The organism is Rhizobium sp. N122 (genome assembly GCF_002211295.1).
Classification (GTDB): Bacteria; Pseudomonadota; Alphaproteobacteria; order Rhizobiales; family Rhizobiaceae; genus Rhizobium.
The window spans coordinates 287,908-306,851 of record NZ_LOKU01000034.1; the positions used below are offsets into that span (position 1 = coordinate 287,908).

At 61.6% G+C, this 18,944-nt stretch carries 15 protein-coding genes; 10 read left to right on the top strand and 5 right to left on the bottom strand.

From position 1 onward, the window contains the following. Positions 1-5 precede the first annotated feature (5 nt). The 5 genes from ATY75_RS22985 to ATY75_RS23005 all read left to right on the top strand — a co-directional run bounded on the left by ATY75_RS22985 (position 6) and on the right by ATY75_RS23005 (position 6,040). Positions 6-788 carry a carnitinyl-CoA dehydratase gene (locus tag ATY75_RS22985; RefSeq protein ID WP_088939352.1) on the top strand — a complete coding sequence of 261 codons (783 nt, stop codon included), beginning with the start codon at positions 6-8 and terminating at the stop codon, positions 786-788. Positions 789-905: 117 nt separating this feature from the next. Further along, positions 906-2,495, top strand: a complete 1,590-nt coding sequence (locus ATY75_RS22990; protein WP_088939353.1) for an ABC transporter substrate-binding protein — start codon at positions 906-908, stop codon at positions 2,493-2,495. 89 nt (positions 2,496-2,584) lie between these two features. Continuing rightward, positions 2,585-3,592, top strand: a complete 1,008-nt coding sequence (locus tag ATY75_RS22995; protein WP_088939354.1) for an ABC transporter permease — start codon at positions 2,585-2,587, stop codon at positions 3,590-3,592. Beyond that, positions 3,589-4,416, top strand: coding sequence for an ABC transporter permease (locus ATY75_RS23000; protein WP_088939355.1), 828 nt, complete (start codon positions 3,589-3,591; stop codon positions 4,414-4,416). Before ATY75_RS22995 ends, ATY75_RS23000 begins: the two co-directional genes overlap by 4 nt. Then, positions 4,409-6,040: an ABC transporter ATP-binding protein gene (locus ATY75_RS23005; RefSeq protein ID WP_088939356.1), complete on the top strand. Its 1,632-nt coding sequence runs from the start codon at positions 4,409-4,411 to the stop codon at positions 6,038-6,040. The genes ATY75_RS23000 and ATY75_RS23005 overlap by 8 nt, the downstream gene beginning before the upstream one ends. A gap of 59 nt (positions 6,041-6,099) precedes the next feature. On the opposite strand, the gene ATY75_RS23010 is transcribed toward ATY75_RS23005, so the two are convergent. Then, positions 6,100-6,885, bottom strand: coding sequence for a helix-turn-helix transcriptional regulator (locus tag ATY75_RS23010; RefSeq protein WP_088939357.1), 786 nt, complete (start codon positions 6,883-6,885; stop codon positions 6,100-6,102). 120 nt (positions 6,886-7,005) lie between these two features. Here ATY75_RS23010 and ATY75_RS23015 point away from each other — a divergent pair, with 120 nt between their 5' ends. Beyond that, positions 7,006-8,583, top strand: coding sequence for an ABC transporter substrate-binding protein (locus tag ATY75_RS23015; RefSeq protein WP_088939358.1), 1,578 nt, complete (start codon positions 7,006-7,008; stop codon positions 8,581-8,583). 21 nt (positions 8,584-8,604) lie between these two features. After that, positions 8,605-10,608 (top strand): CocE/NonD family hydrolase, encoded by a 2,004-nt coding sequence (locus ATY75_RS23020; protein ID WP_088939359.1) that lies wholly within the window; start codon positions 8,605-8,607, stop codon positions 10,606-10,608. A gap of 3 nt (positions 10,609-10,611) precedes the next feature. On the opposite strand, the gene ATY75_RS23025 is transcribed toward ATY75_RS23020, so the two are convergent. Next, complete coding sequence (locus ATY75_RS23025; protein ID WP_088939360.1) at positions 10,612-11,523, bottom strand: alpha/beta hydrolase; 912 nt, start codon at positions 11,521-11,523, stop codon at positions 10,612-10,614. A 264-nt stretch (positions 11,524-11,787) separates the two neighbouring features. Here ATY75_RS23025 and ATY75_RS23035 point away from each other — a divergent pair, with 264 nt between their 5' ends. Further along, positions 11,788-12,312 carry an RNA polymerase sigma factor gene (locus tag ATY75_RS23035; protein ID WP_064841665.1) on the top strand — a complete coding sequence of 175 codons (525 nt, stop codon included), beginning with the start codon at positions 11,788-11,790 and terminating at the stop codon, positions 12,310-12,312. Beyond that, entirely contained in the window at positions 12,309-14,411 is a 2,103-nt protein-coding gene (locus ATY75_RS23040; protein WP_088939361.1) for a VWA domain-containing protein, read from the top strand. The genes ATY75_RS23035 and ATY75_RS23040 overlap by 4 nt, the downstream gene beginning before the upstream one ends. Positions 14,412-14,665: 254 nt before the next feature. On the opposite strand, the gene ATY75_RS23045 is transcribed toward ATY75_RS23040, so the two are convergent. Next, positions 14,666-15,592: an SMP-30/gluconolactonase/LRE family protein gene (locus ATY75_RS23045; protein WP_088939362.1), complete on the bottom strand. Its 927-nt coding sequence runs from the start codon at positions 15,590-15,592 to the stop codon at positions 14,666-14,668. A 181-nt stretch (positions 15,593-15,773) separates the two neighbouring features. Here ATY75_RS23045 and ATY75_RS23050 point away from each other — a divergent pair, with 181 nt between their 5' ends. Continuing rightward, the gene (locus ATY75_RS23050) at positions 15,774-16,844 is read left to right on the top strand and encodes a LacI family DNA-binding transcriptional regulator (RefSeq protein WP_088939363.1); all 1,071 of its coding nucleotides are present in this window, start codon (positions 15,774-15,776) and stop codon (positions 16,842-16,844) included. Positions 16,845-16,855: 11 nt separating this feature from the next. On the opposite strand, the gene ATY75_RS23055 is transcribed toward ATY75_RS23050, so the two are convergent. Together ATY75_RS23055 and ATY75_RS23060 are read right to left on the bottom strand one after the other, a co-directional pair. Continuing rightward, positions 16,856-17,887 (bottom strand): L-idonate 5-dehydrogenase, encoded by a 1,032-nt coding sequence (locus ATY75_RS23055; protein WP_088939364.1) that lies wholly within the window; start codon positions 17,885-17,887, stop codon positions 16,856-16,858. A 10-nt stretch (positions 17,888-17,897) separates the two neighbouring features. Continuing rightward, on the bottom strand, positions 17,898-18,839 hold the full coding sequence (locus ATY75_RS23060) for a 2-hydroxyacid dehydrogenase (RefSeq protein WP_088939365.1): 942 nt from the start codon (positions 18,837-18,839) through the stop codon (positions 17,898-17,900). Between the last annotated feature and the right edge of the window lie 105 nt (positions 18,840-18,944).

Consider the following 18,944-nt stretch of genomic DNA (forward strand, 5'->3'; position numbering starts at 1 on the left):
ATAGGTTGAGCGATCACATCCGCACACGACATGACGGCGGCGTCCTCGAAGTCGTCATCGACCGGCCGAAGGCGAACGCCATCGACCTTGCGACCAGCCGTGCCTTGGGATTGATCTTCCAGAGTTTTCGCGACGATCCGGAATTGCGCGTCGCCATCGTCTCGGGCGCGGGCGAAAAGTTCTTTTGCGCCGGCTGGGACCTGAAGGCGGCGGCATCAGGCGATGCGGTCGATGGCGATTACGGCGTCGGCGGCTTCGGCGGGCTGCAGGAGCTGCGTGACCTTAACAAGCCGGTCATTTGTGCGGTAAACGGCATCTGTTGCGGCGGCGGACTGGAGATCGCGCTTTCGGCCGACCTGATCCTCGCCGCCGAGCATGCGACGTTCGCGCTGCCGGAAATCCGCTCGGGCACGGTGGCCGATGCGGCGTCGATCAAGCTGCCGAAACGCATCCCCTATCACATCGCCATGGACATGCTTTTGACGGGACGCTGGCTCGACGTGCACGAGGCGCATCGCTGGGGCTTCGTCAACGAGATCCTGCCGGCCAACCGCCTTATGAAGAGAGTCTGGGAGCTTGCCCATCTGCTCGCAAGCGGGCCGCCGCTCGTCTCTGCGGCCATAAAGGAAATCGTGCGCGAAGCGGAGGGTTCGACGTTCCAGACTGCCATGAACAAGATCACCAAACGGCAGTTTGCAACCGTCGACCGCCTCTATTCGAGCGAAGACCAATTGGAAGGCGCTCGCGCCTTCGCGGAAAAGCGCAACCCCATTTGGAAAGGACAATAAGCAGGCGGCAGCAACCGCAATGTTTCCCGCATGATGCGGGCACCGGAGGTGGAGAGGAAACCGCCTGCGATCCTGCCCGGAAGTTCTGTCAACGCACCATAAAGAAGGAACTGGGGAATGAACGACTATACGAAATATCTTGCAAGCCGCGTCACTGCGGGCGGGCTCAGCCGCCGCGAATTCATGGGACGCGCCATGGCGGCGGGCATCACACTTGCCGTCGCCGACAAGCTCTTCACCGAAAGCGCCGAAGCCGCCGAACCGAAGCGTGGCGGCCATCTGAAGCTTGGCCTCGAAGGCGGTGCCGCCACGGATTCCAAGGACCCGGCGAAATTCCTGTCGCAGTTCATGTTCTGCGTCGGCCGTTGCTGGGGCGACATGCTGGTTGAGTCAGACCCGCTGACCGGTGCCGCCGTGCCGGCGCTCGCCGAATCCTGGGAGCCGTCGAAAGACGCGGTGACCTGGACCTTCAAGATCCGCAAGGGCGTCAAGTTCCACGACGGCAAGGAGCTGACGATCGACGACGTCGTCGCGACGCTGAAGCGCCACACCGATAAAAAATCGGAATCCGGGGCGCTCGGTGTGCTCGGCTCGATCAAGGAGATCAAGGCCGACGGCGGCAATCTCGTGCTGACGCTCAGCGAAGGCAATGCCGACATGCCGCTGCTGCTCTCCGACTACCATCTGGTCATCCAGCCGAACGGCGGCGTCGACGATCCCCTCGCCTCGATCGGCACCGGCCCCTATAAGCTGACGAGCTTCGAAGCCGGCGTTCGCGCCACCTTCGAGAAGAACAAGGACGATTGGCGCAGCGACCGGGGTTATGTCGATTCGATCGAGGTGATCGGCATGAACGATGCGACCGCGCGCATCGCGGCGCTCTCGTCCGGCCAGGTGCACTATATCAACCGCGTCGATCCGAAGACCGTCAACCTGTTGAAACGCGCGCCGAACGTCGAGATCCTCTCGACCGCCGGCCGAGGCCACTACGTCTTCATCATGCATTGCGACAAGGCGCCGTTCGACAATAATGACCTGCGCCTGGCGCTGAAATACGCCATGGATCGCGAAACCATGGTGCAGAAGATCCTCGGCGGTTACGGCAAGGTCGGCAACGACTTCCCGATCAACAGCACCTATGCGCTGTTTCCCGAAGGCATCGAGCAGCGTGTCTACGATCCCGATAAGGCCGCCTTCCATTACAAGAAATCGGGCCATAGCGGCTCGGTCCTCTTGCGCACCTCTGAAGTCGCTTTCCCCGGCGGCGTCGATGCGGCCGTGCTGTATCAGGAAAGCTGCAAGAAGGCCGGGATCGAGATCGAGGTCAAGCGCGAGCCGGGCGACGGCTACTGGACCAACGTCTGGAACGTCCAGCCCTTCTCGACCTCATACTGGGGCGGCCGGCCGACGCAGGACCAGATGTATTCCACCGCCTATCTCTCGACGGCGGACTGGAACGACACCAAGTTCAAGCGTCCCGACTTCGACAAACTGCTGTTGCAGGCCCGCTCCGAGCTTGATGAAGCCAAGCGCAAGGACATGTATCGCGCCATGGCGATGATGGTGCGCGATGAAGGCGGCGTGATCCTGCCGATGTTCAATGACTTCGTAAACGCCTCCACCAAGCAGGTGAAGGGTTATGTCCACGACATCGGCAACGATATGTCGAACGGCTATGTCGCAACCCGCGTCTGGCTGGACGCCTGAGGGGCGCAACGCCCTTCGATCTCCGACGAAGCCGGGACCGCGGGATGAAACCTGCGGTCCCTCCTGACGTTTTACGAGAGGCCTTCGCCATGACCAATCCTGCCCCGAGCAATATCTTGCCGGGCTTGAGGTTGCGGCAGCGTTTTCCGCTGCTTGCCCTCATCCTCGAGCGTTTCGTGCTCAGCATCATCTTGCTTTTCGCTGTTTCCATCCTGATTTTCGGCGGCCTGGAAGCGCTGCCCGGCGATTTCGCCACCACCTATCTCGGCCAGTCGGCCACACCGCAGGCCGTCGCCAATATCCGTCAGGATCTCGGGCTGAACCGGCCGGTGACGACGCGTTACGTCGAGTGGCTCGGCAATGCAGTTCAAGGTGACTTCGGCACCTCCTGGGCGAGCAAGAATTCGGTGAGCGAGCAGATCGGCAAGCGCCTCGGCAATTCGCTTTTTCTGGCGGGTTTTGCGGCGGTGATTTCAGTGCCGCTCGCCGTCGGCCTCGGCATGCTCTCGGTGCATTTCCGCAACCGCCTGCCGGATAAGATCATCAATGTGATTTCGCTTGCGGCGATCTCGCTGCCGGAATTCTTCATCGGCTATCTGCTGATCCTCTTCTTCGCGGTGAAGTTCGGCATGGCGACCTTTCCGGCGACCGTCTATGACAGCATGGGCTTCGTCGAGCGGCTGAAGGCGATCGCGCTGCCGACCGCGACCCTCGTGCTCGTCGTGCTGGCGCACATGATGCGCATGACCCGCGCCGCGATCCTCTCGGTGATGTCCTCGGCCTATATGGAGACCGCCGAGCTGAAGGGCCTGAGCGGCTTCCGCTCGATCGTCAAGCACGCCGCCCCCAATGCGCTGGCGCCGATCATCAATGTCGTCGCATTGAACCTCGCTTATCTCGTGGTCGGCGTCGTCGTCGTCGAAGTGGTCTTCGTCTATCCCGGCATGGGACAATATATGGTCGACGCGGTCACCGTGCGCGACATGCCTGTGGTGCAGGCCTGCGGCCTGATCTTCGCAGCCGTCTACATCTTCCTCAACATGATCGCAGATATCCTCGCGATCGTCGCCAATCCAAGGCTGAGGCATCCGCGATGAGAGCAAGAGACATTCCCATCACCGCCTGGATCGGCATAACAGGCATTGCCCTGGCCTTCATCTTCGCGCTCTTCGCACCCTGGATCGCTCCCTATGGGGAGACGCAGGTCCTGGGCGACGTCTGGCAGCTGCCGGACGATCACTATATCTTCGGCCTCGACAATCTCGGCCGCGACATCCTCTCGCGCCTGATCTATGGCGCGCGCACGACGCTGCTCGTCGCCTCCGCCGCCACCATCATCTCCTTCTCGCTCGGCATCATCCTGAGCTTCACCGCGGCCGTCTCGCGCGGCCTCGTCGACACGGTCTTTTCCCGCTTCAACGATCTGATGATGTCGATCCCGACGTTGATCTTCGCACTGGTGGTGCTTGCAGTCCTGCCGCAGAATATGATCGTCCTGATTCTTGTCATGGCGATCCTCGATTCTACCCGTGTCTATCGTCTCGGCCGCGCCGTCGCGCTCGACGTCGCGGTGATGGAATTCGTCGAGGCGGCCAAGCTGCGCGGCGAAGGCAAGCTCTGGATCATCTTCCGCGAAATCCTGCCGAACACGCTGTCGCCGCTGCTGGCCGAGTTCGGCCTGCGCTTCGCCTTCTCGATCCTGTTCCTCTCGACGCTGTCCTTCCTCGGCCTCGGCATCCAGCCGCCGGCGGCCGACTGGGGCGGCATGGTCAAGGACAACAAGGACGGCATCATCTTCGGCATTTCAGCCGCATTGGTGCCGGGCACGGCGATCGCCGTGCTCGCCGTCTGCGTCAACCTCGTCGTCGACTGGCTGCTGAAACGCACATCCAGCCTCAAGGGAGGGCGTGGCGATGCCTGAGCTTCTTTCCGTTCGCAATCTCAAGATCGAGGCGACCAGCTATCCGCCGGGCGAGCCGCCCAAGCGGGTGACGATCGTCGACGGCGTGTCCTTCGACCTCAAGAAGGGCAAGGTTCTCGGCCTGATCGGAGAATCGGGCGCCGGCAAGTCGACGATCGGCCTCTCGGCGCTTGCCTACGGCCGCGGCGGCGCCGAAATCACCGGCGGCGAGGTGCGGCTCGATGGCGCCGATATTCTGACGCTGGGGAAGAACGGCATCCGGAAAATCCGCGGCGCACGGGTCTGCTATGTCGCGCAATCGGCGGCGGCCGCCTTCAATCCGGCGCACAGGCTCGGCGATCAGGTGATCGAAGCCTCGCTCAAGCATGGCTTGATGACCAGGGAGGAGGCACGCAAACGTGCGCTTTATCTGTTCCGCGTGCTCGGCCTGCCCAATCCCGAGACCTTCGGCGAGCGCTTCGCCCATCAGGTCTCCGGCGGCCAGCTGCAGCGTGCGATGACGGCGATGGCGCTCTGCTCCAACCCCGAACTCATCGTCTTCGACGAGCCGACCACCGCGCTTGACGTCACCACGCAGATCGACGTGCTGGCGGCGATCAAGCACGCCATCGAGGAAACCCACACGGCCGCCCTCTACATCACCCATGACCTTGCCGTCGTCGCGCAGATCTCCGACGACATCATGGTCCTGCGCCACGGCAGGCAGGTGGAATATGGCAGCGTCCGGCAGATCATCGAAACGCCGCGGGAAGATTATACCCGGGCGCTGGTCAATGTCAGGCAGGCCCATCGCGAGGAAGCCGCCGACCAGTCCGCGGCGCTTCTTAAGGTGGAACATGTCAGCGCCGAATATTCCAACGGCTTCAAGGTGCTGCACGATGTCTCGCTGCATGTGCCAAAGGGGCAGACGCTTGCCGTCGTCGGCGAATCCGGCTCCGGCAAATCGAGCCTGGCACGCGCCATTACCGGCCTCTTGCCGCCGAGGAGCGGACGCATCGTCTTCGACGGCAAGCCACTGGTGCCCGATCTGAAGAACCGGCCGAACGACGACCTCAGGCGTATCCAGCTGATCTATCAGATGGCCGACACGGCGATGAACCCGAGGCAGACGGTGCGCGACATCATCGGCCGGCCGTTGACCTTCTATTATGGCCTCAGAGGTGCCGAGAAGACGGCCAGAGTGAAGGAACTGCTCGACCAGATCGAAATGGGCAACGGCTTCATCGACCGCTACCCGGCCGAACTCTCCGGCGGCCAGAAGCAGCGGGTGGCGATCGCGAGGGCCCTTGCCGCCAAGCCGGAACTCATCCTCTGCGACGAGCCGACTTCGGCGCTCGATCCGCTGGTGGCCGAGGGCATCCTCAAGCTGCTGCTGCGTCTGCAACAGGAGGAACAGCTGTCCTATATCTTCATCACGCACGACATCGCGATCGTCCGGGCGATTGCCGACAGCGTGGCGGTGATGCATCGCGGCAAGCTGGTGCGCTTCGGGCCGAAATCGACGGCACTGTCGCCACCCTTCGATGATTACACCGATCTGCTGTTGAAATCGGTGCCGGAAATGGAAATTGGCTGGCTAGAACGGGTACTGACGACGCGGAAGATGGCAAGCGCCGGGAATTGAAGGCGCGAAATCGTTCGGCACTCATCCGGATATGATGGCTTCGTTGGAAATCGGTGTCTTCAATACTCTGCCGGCACCGCATACACTTCCGCGGATGGATCTGCGAGGAACGAGCGCACCGTCGGTGGCAGCTGGCGTGAAGACAGCGGCAATGGTCCGCAACGTGACAGAAGCTCGCGCAGGTTGGGCTCGGCGCCGACATGCCGCCAGATCATCCGCGACGCATACGGGAGATTTTCCCGTCGCCACGAGATTCCCATTGTCGTCCCGCGCAGATAGACGCGCTGGTACTCATCGAATGGCAGGAGGATCGTCTGTGAAAGTACCGGATTTGGGCCGACGACTCGCTCCGTAATGAAGATCCGGTTTCGATAGAAGGCCGCAAGGCCGACATATTTCGAAAATTGCTGGATGCCGTTTCCAGCGTCCCGCAGACGCTCCATTGATTTGACATGCACAAGCCCACCCTTCTCCACAAAGCGGCTGCACGAACAGACAACCATTCCCGGCCAGGACGGGGAGCGATGATAGGTCTGGAAATAGCCAATATGGCGCCGGAGCGCGGTCAGATCGCCTGGGAACGCCTTTAATAGTTCGGACCTTTGATTGAGGTCTAGAGTCGGTTTGCGAAGCCGCTCGCGAAAGAGCCTAGGAGCGAGACCAAAGTCGGCCGCGTCGAGATCGAAATACTTGGCTATGCGCGCGAGATTATGGGCAGACGGCCTCGTCTGGCCGTTGATATATCGATTGAATTGCTGTCGGTTGATGTCGATCGCGCGGCAAAGATGCGAAATGGAACGCTGCGTGGCACAGGCGATCTTGAGGTTCTCGACTAGGTGGGGCATCGGCGGTTCCGTCTTGAGGATAGCAGCGTAAACTCGCTCAAAGATGCGTCAAGTCGCGAAATTGTGTGAAGCAGCCTGATCTCTACGTTCCCCTCTAATAACGTTGAAAAGGGAACTAAAATGACACGTGAAAAGGATCAATCTTCGCCCCTGAGTATCGGCCGCCGTCACTTCGTTGGCGGTGCCGTCGCGCTGGGTGCTTTGCCAGTCCTCACCTCCGGCCTCTTGATGCCGCGCGCCCGCGCGCAGGAAGCGAAGCGCGGTGGTCATCTGAAACTCGGTCTCAAGGGCGGCGCCACCAGTGATGCGCTCGACCCCGCGACCTATAGCGCCTCGGTGTTGTTCGTGATTGGCCGTCTCTGGGGCGACACCCTTGTCGAATCCGACCCTAAGACCGGTACGCCCTTGCCGTCGCTGGCGACTTCCTGGACGCCATCGGCGGACGCATCCGTCTGGACTTTCAAAATCAGGAACGACGTGCAGTTTCACGACGGCAGCAAGATGACCGTCGCGGACATCGTCGCGACACTGAAGCGACACGCGGACAAGAATTCGCAGTCGGGCGCTCTGGGGCTCATGGCCTCGATCACCGGTATCGAAGAAAAAGCGGGCGACCTTGTCCTCACACTTTCGCAAGGCAATGCGGACCTGCCTTTGCTTTTGACCGACTATCACCTGATCATCCAACCCAAGGGCGGCCTCGACAAGCCTGCGGCGGCCATCGGTACAGGTCCTTACATTCTGAAAAGCTTCGAACCGGGCGTTCACGCAACCTTCGAGAAAAACCCGAAGGATTGGCGCTCCGACCGCGGCTTTGTCGACAGTGTCGAAATCCTCGTCATCAACGACAATACCGCCCGCGTTGCCGCACTTGCCTCCGGCCAAGTCCATTTCGTCAACAATGTCGACCCCAAGACAGTCCCGATGCTGCAGCGAGCACCGACCGTCGAAATCCTCCGGAATGCAGGCAAGGGCTTCTATTGTTTCCTAATGCATTGCGACACGGCTCCCTTCGACAACACTGATCTTCGGCTTGCGCTGAAATATGCCATCGATCGTCAGGCGATCCTCGACAAGGTTCTGGGCGGCTACGGAGCCATCGGCAACGACTATCCGGTCAATTCCAACTACGCTCTCGCCCCGACCGATATCGAGCAGCGCCCTTATGATCCAGACAAGGCCGCCTTCCACTTCAAGAAAGCGGGTCTCGACCGCTCCATTCAGCTGCTCACGTCAGACGCAGCCTTTCCGGGCGCTGTGGATGCGGCGATCCTGTTCCAGCAAAGCGCGCGCAAGGCCGGCATCACAATCGACGTCAAGCGCGAACCGGAAGACGGCTACTGGACCAATGTCTGGAACAAGCAGCCCTTCTGCGCCTCGTTCTGGGGCGGTCGTCCGACCCAGGATTCGCGCTATTCCACCTCTTACCTGTCGACAGCAGAATGGAACGACACGCGTTTCAAGCGCCCTGACTTCGACAAATTGGTTCTGCAAGCAAGGTCAGAACTTGATGAGGCCAAGCGCAAGGTGCTTTATCGGCAATTGGCCCTGATAGTGCGAGACGATGGCGGTCTGATCCTGCCCGTCTTCAACGACTACATCATGGCCTCTTCGAAAATGCTGAAGGGATATGTCGACGATATCGGCAACGATATGTCCAACGGCTACATCGGCAGCCGCGTGTGGCTTAATGCCTAAAGCTCTTCTGGATATATGACAATGTCAGACCGCAGCTTCACAACCATCGAAAATCAGTGGATCACCTTGAAGGATCGGACGCGACTGGCGGCACGCATCTGGATGCCCGACGGCGCTGAGCAGAATCCCGTTCCTGCCGTGTTCGAATTCCTGCCCTACCGCAAGCGGGACGGGACCAGCCCCAGGGACGAGTCGACCTATCCAGTGTTCGCCGCCGCCGGCATTGCCGGCGTGCGGGTCGATATCCGCGGATCGGGCGAATCCGACGGCGTCATCGACGGCGAATATACCGAGCGAGAGCTTGCCGATGCCTGCGAAGTGATCGCCTGGATCGCGGCGCAGCCCTGGTCCAACGGCTCGGTCGGCATGATGGGCATCTCCTGGGGCGGCTTCAACAGCCTGCAGGTCGCCGCGTTGCGCCCGCCGGCGCTCAAAGCCGTCATCTCGATCGCCTCGACCGTCGACCGTTATAATGACGATATCCACTACAAGAACGGCTGCCATCTCTCCGCCCAGCTTTCATGGGCGGCGACGATGCTCGGCTACCAGTCGCGTCCGCCCGATCCGGCACTTGTCGGCGAGCGCTGGAAGGCGATGTGGCTTGAGCGCCTGGCGGGCGAACCCTTTTTCATGGAGGAGTGGCTGGCCCATCAGCGGCGCGATGATTTCTGGCGTCACGGCTCGATCTCGGAGGATTTTTCGAGCGTCGAGATTCCGACGCTCGTCATTGCCGGCTGGGCGGATGGCTACCGCAATACGCCGCTGATGGCGGTCGAGGGTCTGGGCGAGAAGGCGAAAGCGCTAATCGGTCCCTGGGTGCACAAATATCCGCACTTCGCCTGGCCGAAACCGCGCGCCGATTTCCATGGCGAAGCGATCGCCTGGTGGAACAAATGGCTTCGTGGCGAGGACAATGGCATCGACGGGCTGCCGCAGGCCCGCGCCTATATGCTCGATGCCGTCCGCCCGGCGCCGCGGCGCGACAGCGATCCCGGTTTCTGGATCGCGCGGGATGTCTGGACGCCGCCGCATATGCAATGTTTCTACGTCGAGCAATTCGGCAGGCTGACCGAAGGCATGCCGATCCCGCATGCGCCCGAGCATCCGGTCTATGTCAAGTCGCCTCTCGATACCGGCACGGCATCGGGTGAATATTTCACGCTCAAGCCCGACGCCGAAATGGCAATTGATCAACGCTCGGACGATGCCGGCTCGCTGGTCTTCGATACCATACCGCTTGCCCATGATTGCGACTATCTCGGCCGGCCGGTGCTGACACTGCGGCTGCGCCCCCGGGCGGCGCATGCAAACCTCTGCGCCCGGCTGATCGACGTCCATCCCGACGGCACGGCCATGCGCGTCGCCTTTGGCGTCGTCAATCTTACTCACCGCGACGGCAATGCCGATCCGAAACCGCTGATCCCAGGCGAGACGGTGTCGATCCGGCTGGTGCTCGATGCCTGCGGCTATCGCTTCCGCAACGGGCATCGCATCCGCCTTTCGCTGTCCACCGCCTATTGGCCGATGATCCTGCCGCCGCCTGAGGACGAAGGGATCGACATCGATATCGCCTCGCTCGGTCTGGGGTTGCCGGTGCTCGGCGACCATCGCAGCATCGCTATCGCGGCGCCGGCCAATCCCGATCCTCTGCCGAGATATATCGAGCACGCGGCTGCCGCGACGACACGGCAGATCGTCCGGGATCTCTCGGCCAATCGGACGGACTATCGCATCCACGAGGAGACCGGGCTTTATGAACATCCTCAGACGGGCCTGTCGACCCGGCAATTGCGCGAGGAAGTCTGGTCGATTTCGCCGGATGATCCGCTGTCGATGACTGGTGTGTCGACCTGGACCTGCGACATGCACCGTCCCGGCTGGTTCGTGCGGACCGCGGCAACGGCGCGGATTGCCTGTACCGCAACCGATTGGATCGTCAGCGCCGTCGTCACTGCGTTCGAGGACGACGTGCAGATCTTCGAAAAGATCTTCGCGGAAAAGAAGATTGCGCGCGATCTGATGTGATCGTCAAAGCATCGCGAAATGCCTGACGGCCTCGCAGACTGCGCGGAAGCCGTCGCGCGCGCCATCGCTCATATGGCGGGCGCGCAGCCAGGCATGCACCATCTGCGGCTCCTCCCGGAACCAGACTTCAATGCCCTCCGCAGTCAGCCGGGCGGCATAGTGCCGGCCGTCATCGCGAAGCGGATCGAAATGCGCGACCGTGATGAAGGTCGGCGGCAGTCCGACGAGCGAAGCTGCCTGCAGCGGCTCGGCGATCGCATTTCCTTCAGGTGCCCGCAGGATTTCGCAATAATAGGCGACATCGGCCGTCGTCAGGCCGGGTGCGGCGGCCATTTCCACATAGGACCCTGTATCGAGATCACCGCCGAGGCTGGGGTAGATCAGCACCTGGCCGACGACGCCCGACAGCTCCTCATCGCGCGCCCGTAAGGCAAGGCCGGCCGCGAGATTGCCGCCGGCGCTGTCACCGATCAGCACGACTTTGTTGCCGGCGGCAAGCAGATGTTTGAGCACGGCGAAGCCGTCGTCCGTCTGTGCCGGCCAGCGATATTCAGGGGCCAGCCGGTAATCGACGGAAACGAGTTCGGCGCCGGCAAAGTCGGCGATCTCGGCGCAGATGGCGTGATGGCTCTCAAGCGAACCGACGACGAAGCCGCCGCCATGGAGATAGAGCAGAACGGTCCGGGTGATGATTTTCCGCGGACGGTAGCGCCGGATCGGTATGCGCTGAACCATGCCATCCGCAAAGATCATATCCGGGGGCAACGGGCGGTCGAAGCGCGCGCAGAGAGCATCGTACCAATGCCGCTGCTGCTCGACCGGGGCTTTGACGGCGTCCGCGGGATAGAAGCTATCGCAAATCTGGAGAAACTGCAGGATGCTCTTTTCGGTGGGGACAGGCGATGGAGCGGACATTGAGGGTCCTTTCGATTTTGGACATGCGGATCATGCCCTTGGCCGACTCTGCGTCCATCATGCCCCTTTGCGACGGTGGCAATCTGTCTGGCCGCGACCCATGGATGTCGCGATGCTTCCTTATTTTGATCCTGCATTTCCAGGGCTTTGGCGCTTTTTTCAAAAAGATCCAATATTTTTCGCGGCCGACCCAAGGAAAGCTATCGGAGAAACGTCTCAATCCTGAAATAGCATCTTGCTTGATAGCTTGGGGGTAGGTGCGCATTGGATGCGGAGCTCATAGAACGAGCACAGCGCGGCGACAGGGAGGCCTTTGGGCAACTGGTCTCGCGCCATTATGATTTCGTCCGCGCGACGGCGTGGCGATGGTCGGGCAGTTCCACGGATGCGGACGATATCGCCCAGGAGGTCTGCGTCAAAATCGGCGCCGCCATCGGCGGCTTTCGCGGCGCCAGCCGCTTCAGGACATGGCTTTACACGCTGACGCTGAACGCCGCTCGCGATCACAGACGCAAACGCGCACGAGAGGAGCAGACGTTCCGCGCCTATGCGGTCGAACCGCAGCCGGATGCACCGGGCGGGAACGACGACGAACTGGCAAGCGAATTATGGGCGGCCGTGCGCGCTTTGCCGGAACGGCAATGCGACGCCGTGCTGCTCGTCTATGGCGAAGGCCTCAGCCATTCGGCCGCCGCCGATGTCATGGGCTGCTCGGAGGCGACCGTCTCCTGGCAAGTCCACGAGGCGCGCAAGCGGCTGAAGGCCATGCTCGGCAAGGAAGAGGTATGATGGACAAGGAACTCGAAAAACTCTCCCGCCTCACCCCGCCGGCCGTTGATCCGGAGGCGCGCGCACGCGCCCTTGCCGCGGCGATGCAGGCCTTTGACAGCGCAGAAAATAATGCAGCGGCAGCCCAAGGAAATGCCAAAGGCTGGCGTCCAAGCTCCATCATCAACTGGATATGGAGCCCTGCTATGAATAAGAAATTCCTCGCCGGTTCAGCCCTTGCGACGCTGCTCGTCATTCCCGCTGCCGGCTATCTCACCCTCGATCTGGCCCGCAACCAACCGATCGTCGACCAGGAAAAGATCGCCGGCCCCGTTTCGAAAAATGAAGTGCCGAAACCGTCCCAACCCAGGCTTTCCGAAGCGCCGGCCGAAGAGAATCGGCCGGCTCAATCGTCGGCGGCTGATAGCGCTCAAATCTTGCAGGACAAGGAGCCTCAGGCGGCAAAGTCCGCTGCGGAGTTGCGCGCTGAATTCGATGCCGGCGAGATCGCCGTTCTTAAGAACAAATCGGATGAATCCGCGGCGGCCCTTGGCATGGCCAAACGTGCTGCGCCGGCTGCTCCTGGCGTGGTTGCTCAAGGCCAGCTACTGGCTGAACCGATGGCCGCCGTTGCCCCCTCGCCTGTTCCGCCGGCGGATGGACGTGCTCAGCTCCAGCTCGACCCCGGTCGCGAGCGCTTTGCCAATGCCGCGGCAAATCCGATCAAAAGTGTCGCGGCCGATCCGGTTTCTACCTTCTCCGCCGATGTCGACAGCGCTTCCTATTCCTTCGTCCGCCGGTCGCTCACCGGCGGGGCGATGCCGGATCCGCAATCGGTTCGCGTCGAGGAGATGATCAATTATTTCCCCTATGACTGGCCGGGTCCCGAGACGGCCGACCAGCCCTTCAAGGCGACCGTGACGGTGATGCCGACCCCGTGGAACCACGACACGGAACTGATGCACGTGGCGATCAAGGGTTATGACATCGCGCCGGCGACCGCGCCGCACGCCAATCTCGTCTTTCTGATCGACGTCTCGGGCTCGATGGACGAACCGGACAAGCTGCCGCTGCTGAAGAGCGCCTTCCGGCTGCTGGTCAACAGGCTGAAGGCCGACGACACCGTGTCGATCGTCACCTATGCCGGCAACGCCGGCACGGTGCTCGAGCCGACGCGGGTGGCGGAGAAATCGAAGATCCTGTCGGCGATCGACAGGCTGGAGGCCGGGGGCTCGACCGGCGGCGCCGAGGGCATCGAGGCGGCCTACGAACTTGCCAAAAAGGCTTTCGTCAAGGACGGCGTCAACCGGGTGATGCTGGCGACGGACGGCGACTTCAATGTCGGCCCGTCGAGCGACGAGGATCTGAAACGCATCATCGAGGAGAAACGCAAGGACGGCATCTTCCTGACCGTTCTCGGCTTCGGCCGCGGCAATCTCAACGATTCCCTGATGCAGACGCTCGCCCAGAACGGCAATGGCAGCGCCGCCTATATCGACACCCTGGCGGAGGCGCAGAAGGCGCTGGTCGAAGAGGCCGGGTCGACGCTGTTTCCGATCGCCAAGGACGTCAAGTTCCAGGTCGAGTTCAACCCGGAACGGATCGCCGAATATCGGCTGATCGGCTACGAGACACGCGCCCTCAACCGCGAAGATTTCAACAATGACCGCGTCGATGCCGGCGATATCGGCTCCGGCCACAGCGTCACGGCGATCTACGAGATCACGCCCAAGGACAGCCCCGCGGTCATGAACGATGACCTGCGTTACGGCGTGCCCAACAAGGCGCCGGCCGAGACATCGGGCAGCGCGCATCAGGGCGAGCTCGCCTTCGTCAAGATGCGCTACAAGCGGCCGGGTGAAGAAAAAAGCGCCCTGATCACCACGCCGGTCGGTGACGGCAACGCGTTCGCCACTATCGATGCCGCGCCTGAGGACGTTCGCTTCTCGGTGGCCGTCGCCGCCTTCGGCCAGAAATTGAGCCGCACCGCCGCCCTTGATGCTTATTCCTATCAAGCGATTGCCGATCTCGCTGCGGCATCGCGGGGGGCGGATGCCTTCGGCTACAGATCGGATTTCCTCGGTCTCGTCAGATTGGCTGACGGCCTCAGCCAACGATGACGGAAAAAGCGCCCGTGCACTGGTAAAAGGCAGGCCGCCTGAAAATGCGGCCTCAGGCTTGCGGGCAAACCACTGCAAAACCCGCGACGTCATCCTCGGCCTTGTGCCGAGGATCTACGCCAGCCAAATTAAGTCACTGAAAATAAAGGTTTTCCTGTCAAGAAATTATTGTGGTCAGATGCTCGGCACAAGGCCGAGCATGACGGAGGAGAGTTTGTCAACAAACCGAGGCCGCCTGAGAGGTAGCTCAGCGATTATCCCAGCTTCGACCCGTTGGCCGTGAGATAGACAGCGTAGAGGGATGTCGTTGCGGTGATGAAGAGGCGGTTCCGTTTCTCGCCGCCGAAAGCGACGTTGGAGACGATCTCGGGAATACGGATCTTGCCGATCAGCGTGCCATCCGGGTCATAGCAGTGCACACCGTCGCCGGCGCTCGTCCAGATCCTTCCCTTCCGGTCGACGCGGAAACCATCGAAAAAGCCCGCCGTGCATTCGGCAAAAATGCCGCGGTCGCTCAGCTGGCCGCCATCGGACACGGCGAGCTTTCTGATATGGCGCGGACCGTCGGACAGGTGCGATGCCCCGGTATCGGCGATATAGAGCACCGTTTCGTCAGGGGAGAAAGCCAGCCCGTTCGGCTGGACGAAGTCGGACGCCACCCGGTCGGTTGCGCCTGTTGCCGGGTCGTGCCGGTAGACGTGGCATCCGCCGATTTCCTCCTCGCCGTAGTCGCCCTCGTAATCGTGGAGGATCCCGTAGCTCGGGTCGGTGAACCAGACGGTGCCGTCGGACTTCACGGTGACGTCGTTGGGCGAATTGAGCCGTTTGCCCGCGATCCGATCGGCCAGCACGCTGATTCCGCCGTCGAAATCGGTGCGCGTGACGCGGCGCGTCAGATGCTCGCAGGTGACCAGCCGTCCCTGATTGTCGACCGTGTTGCCGTTGGAGTTGTTGCTGGGCGAGCGGAAGACCGATGTCTGCCCGCTGGTATCGTCGTAGCGCATCATGCGATTATTGGGGATATCCGAGAAGACCAGGTAGCGCCCGGCGCCAAACCAGGCCGGTCCCTCCAGCCAGCGGCCGCCCGTCCAAAGCCGCTCGACGCGGGCATGGCCGACGAAGCAGCTTTCAAAGCGCGGGTCGAGAACCTCGAACCCCGTACCCTCGATTTCCCCGAACATGATGCCTCCTCGTCTCAAATTGTTATCGATACCATTCTGCCCTGCTTCGCGGCCTTCGTATAGAGATCGATGGACTGTGGAACGCAGCATTCCAGTAATAATATTGATTGTGCAATGATAGCGATAACTTTATCCTATCCGGAGTTGCCAACTCGGATAGCTGTTTTAAGGGCGGAGACCAGTGAAAAACGAGGATGAGCCAAAAGACAAGCGTCTCAAGGGAGGAGACGCCCAAAAGCTGACGATGGCTGAGGTCGCCAAATATGTCGGCGTATCGGCCATGACCGTTTCGCGCGCCTTTCGCCAGGATGCGAGCGTTTCCGAAGAGACGCGCAAGCGCATCATGGAAGCGGTCGATGCGCTCGGTTACGTGCTCGACCTTTCCGCTGGCAGCCTTTCCTCGCGGCGCAGCGGCTTCATCGCCGCGCTGGTGCCCTCCATCAACAATTCGAATTTTTCCGACACCGCGCGCGGCATCACCGACGCGCTGGAGAATACCGGCCTTCAGCTTCTGCTCGGTTATACCGACTATGCCGCTGAGAAAGAGGAAAAGCTGATCGAGGCGATGCTGCGCCGGCGTCCCGAGGGCATCATCCTGACAGGCGGCTCGCATACCGACCGGGCGCGGCGCATGCTTGATAAGGCCGGCATTCCCGTGGTTGAAACCTGGGAAATTCCGGAGGAGCCGATCAATCATGTCGTCGGCTTTTCCAACAGCGAGGCGATGTCGCTGCTGGTGCGAACGCTTGCCAGTCAGGGCTATCGCAGGTTCGGCTATATCGGCGGCACGACGGCACGCGATACGCGCGGCAGCCAACGGCGCAGCGGTTTCCTGAAGACTGTCGAGGAACTGGGCCTGGGACCGGGCCGGGCGATTTCCTTCGGCGTGCCGCCGATCACCATGGAACAGGGCGGCCAGGCAATCGTCAGTCTGTTGGAGCGCTGGCCGGACACGGAAGTCGTTCTCTGCGTTTCCGACCTGTCCGCCTTCGGCGCGATCATGGAATGCAAACGCAGGGGAATGCGCGTGCCTGAAGATATCGCCATTGCCGGTTTCGGCGATTACGAGATCTCGTCGATCTGTCATCCCAGCATCACCACGATCAATGTCGACTGTTACGGCATCGGCCGCCAGGCCGCCGGCCGCCTTCTCGATGCCCTGCAGGGCAGCGGCGAGGCGACCGGCGATGAAATCACATTGACCGGCTACAGGGTCGTGCTGCGCGAAAGCACGGATCGAAGCGCCCGATAATCCGTGCCTTGTCAGAAGGCGATCTGGACTTTCATCGACTTGCTGCGGTCGCTTGCCAGTTCGAAGGCGGCGACGGCCTCGTCGATCTTAAAGACACCTGTCAGCAGCGGCTTCAGATCGACGCGGCGCGCATTGATCAGTTCGACGGCGAGCGCAAATTCCTCGTGAAAGCGGAATGTCCCGCGTATCTCGATTTCCTTGGCGACGATCATGTTCTGCGGGATGGAGACATCGCCGCCGAGACCGAGCTGCACGAGAACGGCGCGGGGCTTCAGCGCCTCCAGGCCGGCCCGCACCGCCCGTTCGTTGCCCGATGCTTCGAACATGACGTCGAAATATCCCTTGTCGGCACCGTAAGCGGCTAGGTCGGCGGCATGCGTGGCGACATTGATCGTCCGATCCGCGCCGCTGGTGCGGGCGATCGCCAGAACGCTGTCGGTCACATCGGTCGCGACGATTTCGCGGGCGCCGAGAACGCGCGCCGCAACGATCGCCAGCATCCCGATCGGGCCGCAGCCGGTGACGAGCACCCGTTTGCCCAGCAGCGATCCGGCGCGGCTGGCGGCATGCAATGTCACGGCAAAGGGTTCGGCGAAGGCCGCTTCGTGAATGGAGATGCCGTCGGCGACCTTGTGGCATTGCCAGCGCTCCGCCACCAGCCGCTGGCGAAAGCCGCCCTGAATATGCGGCATCGGCATGGCGCTGCCGTAAAACCGCATGTTGAGGCAGTGGTTCTGCTGTCCCTTCAGGCAATATTGGCAATGATTGCACGGCCGGCTCGGGGACACCGCAACGCGGTCTCCGATGGCAAGATCGCTCACACCGGCGCCCAGCGCCTTGACCGTGCCGGCGATTTCGTGGCCGAGGATCATCGGCTCGCGCAGGCGAACGGTGCCGAAGCCGCCGTGATTGTAATAATGCAGGTCGGAGCCGCAAATGCCGCCGGCTTCGATGGCGATTTCCACCTGCCCCTCGCCCGCAACCTCCGGCTCGCGCTCCTCGATCCTGAGATCCTTGGCGGCATGAATGACGATGGCTTTCATATCGAAACCCTCACACGACGGGAGTTGGAAGCGGGTTGCCGGCAAAATGCGCGGCGAGATTGTCTCTGACCAGCTGGCCCATCGCCTTGCGGGTTTCGACGGTGCCGGAGCCATGATGGGGCTGCAACACCACGTTTTGAAGCTTCAGGAAACGCGCATCGATCTTTGGTTCGTTCAGGAACACGTCGAGGCCGGCGGCCTGGATGGTGCCGTTCTGAAGGGCTGCGATCAGCGCCTCTTCATCGACGGTCGTCCCGCGCGAAACATTGATCAACATGCCGTTGGGACCGAGCGCTTTCAGCACCTCGGCATTGATGATCTTCATCGTCGCCTGCCCGCCGGGGACGATGACGATCAGGAAATCGGCCCAATCGGCAAGCGCCACCAGGTTCGGCTGGTAAGCATAAGGAACATCCGTGTGCTCGTTGCGGGCGAAGTAAGCGATATCGCAGCCGAAAGCGGCAGCCCGCCTGGCGATCGCCTTGCCGATCCGCCCCATGCCGGCGAGTCCGACCTTCTTGCCGGCGACGCGCGTTACCAGCGGCATGGCGACATTGCCCCACTGGCCGGCGCGGACGAAAACATCGGCCTGCGGAATCTGCCGCGCCGTGGCAAGCAGCAGTCCGATGGCGATATCGGCGACATCCTCGGTCAGAACGTCGGGTGTATTGGTGACGCGAATGCCGTTGGCGCGGGCATAGGAGAGGTCGATGGCATCGGTGCCGACGCCATAACAGGAGACGATCTCGAGCTTCGGCAATTGTTTCATCAGTTCGGCGGAGGCGCCGAGTTCGCCACGCGTCGCAATGGCGCGAACATTCTTGCCGACCCTTGCAATCAGTTCCTGCTTATCGGCCGCTTCCCACAGGCGGTGAACGCGATACTTCGCCTCCAGATCGACCATATCCCATTCCGGATAGGCTCCGGCCATCAAGATCTCTAGCTCAGGCATTCCATCTCCGTCCCGCATTTTGACAGTTGATTATGTTATCGATAACATATAATTCGAAAAAGCGATGTCAAGTGAGTTTCACCTGAAGTGGCGGTATAAGCCGTC